2 protein-coding genes are annotated in these 1,698 nt (G+C 61.4%); both read right to left on the bottom strand.

What is annotated here, in order from left to right; genetic code table 11:
- Nucleotides 1–61: 61 nt before the first annotated feature.
- Nucleotides 62–1,045 carry a transposase gene (locus HUU46_25355; GenBank protein ID NUM56971.1) on the bottom strand — a complete coding sequence of 328 codons (984 nt, stop codon included), beginning with the start codon at nucleotides 1,043–1,045 and terminating at the stop codon, nucleotides 62–64.
- Nucleotides 994–1,539, bottom strand: a complete 546-nt coding sequence (locus HUU46_25350; protein NUM56970.1) for a transposase — start codon at nucleotides 1,537–1,539, stop codon at nucleotides 994–996. Before HUU46_25350 ends, HUU46_25355 begins: the two co-directional genes overlap by 52 nt.
- Nucleotides 1,540–1,698 lie beyond the last annotated feature (159 nt).

Genomic DNA, 1,698 nt, shown 5'->3' with positions numbered 1-1,698 from the left:
TTGGACAGCGCCACTTTGGCGCGGGGGATTGTTGGAAGTTGTTTGTTGGTAGGGTTCTGGGTCACGTTTCTGGGATGCAGGATTTGAGGTGGCTGACGTCGACGCCGAGCGCTTGCAGTTGTGCGAGTCTCGTCCTGGTGTGAGAGGCGCGGGCCTGCTTGTTGCGTCGCTGGTGGTATTGCTGCTTTTGGAGTTCCTGTTCGTAGCGCTGGCGACGGGCGGCAGGGGGCAAGTCGGCGGCGTCGAGCCAGACGTCCATCGCGCTGCGCACCTGTTCGATCGTGATCCGGTCGAGCTTGTCCGCGGACGAGGCGTCGTTCTCCTGCCGCACGCGGGCGCAGAACAGGTGGCTGAGTTGCGTCACGTAGAAGTGTCGATGCACGCAACGCCAGCCGCGGACTTCGTAATGGTCCAGGCCCAACTCTTCCTTCGCTTCGCGAAAGCAACTCTCGATCGACGAGCGACCGAACGCGACACGCAGCAGGAACCGCAAGGTGATGTACTGCCCGGTCACCGGGTTGATTTCGTCCGGTACGCGATTGCTCAGAAAATATTTCACCTCGCCGGTCAGCACGCTGCGGGCCGCGATCAGACAATGCCGCCGCGTCGGCAAGCCGCGCTGGTCCTTCCGCCAGAACACGGCCCACTTCACTTCCCACACCTCCGGACCTTTATCGGTGTCTTTGATGCGGTATCGCTGCCACTTCTGCTCGCGGAACACGGGTGAGTAACGCAACAGCGCGCTGACTTCGCTGGAAGCCGCGCGACGCGCCACCCGCGGATACTCCTTGCGCCGCCCGCGTTTTCCCGCGTTTCTCGGCTCTCGGCGGAGTACGGCGGGCTTGTTCACCCAGCCGTGAAAGTCGACGGGAATCTCGCCCACGAACACCTGCTGGCGATCTTCCAGCGCGCCGAGAAACTTCCCGTCGCGGCCGTAAAACTCGTCGAAGGTCCAGGCCGAAACCCGCACGCCGTTGTGCAACGCGCGGTCGATCAACTCCACCGCGATCTGCGGCTTGGTGCGGAACGCGATCTCCTCGGGCACGTAAGTTTTTTTCGGCGCGCGGGATCGTTCGCAAAGTCTTCGGGCAAGTACACCGCGCTGTCGAGCAACACTTGAAAGCCGGCCGCCGCGTAGCTGAGATGCACGCCCACCACGCAGTTGTCGATCTTGCCGCGGTTGCCGTTGTATTGCCGGCCAACGCCCACGGTCTCTTTGCCGCTCTTGGCCGTGCCCGACTCGTCGACGCAGCCGATGGCCTCGGCGTGCGCGTGGTCGCGAGCGACGATCTGCTGGCAGCGGTCGCGGAGTCGTTCTTCATCCCACTGGATCGATTCGAGAAAGCGCTGCAACGTCCGCGGCGCCGCGCGGAACCCCAAGGCGATGGCTTCGGCCGTCTTGCGGTGCAAATTCGACAACTGCCCCTTCACATAAACCCGCAGCAATCCCCGCCCCTCGCGTCGCCCAAAACAATCGGCGAACAACGCGAGAAACAAAGTCAGCTTCCGTCCGAGTGCCGAAATCTGTTCTAATGTCATCCTTGACGGTCCTCCTGTGCAGTCCTTGCGACTTGCCAAACGAAGCAGGAGGATCGTCTTTTTCGCTCGCCCTTCAAATACGAACTCTTCGATTCAACATAAGTACCCAGCAACAAAGAACTTAACCGTGCTATCACTCTCTAAAGTGGCGCTGTCCAA

Source organism: Candidatus Hydrogenedentota bacterium (genome assembly GCA_013359265.1).
Lineage (GTDB): Bacteria > Hydrogenedentota > Hydrogenedentia > Hydrogenedentales > SLHB01 > JABWCD01.
This window is presented reverse-complemented; position numbering and strand designations above follow the sequence as displayed.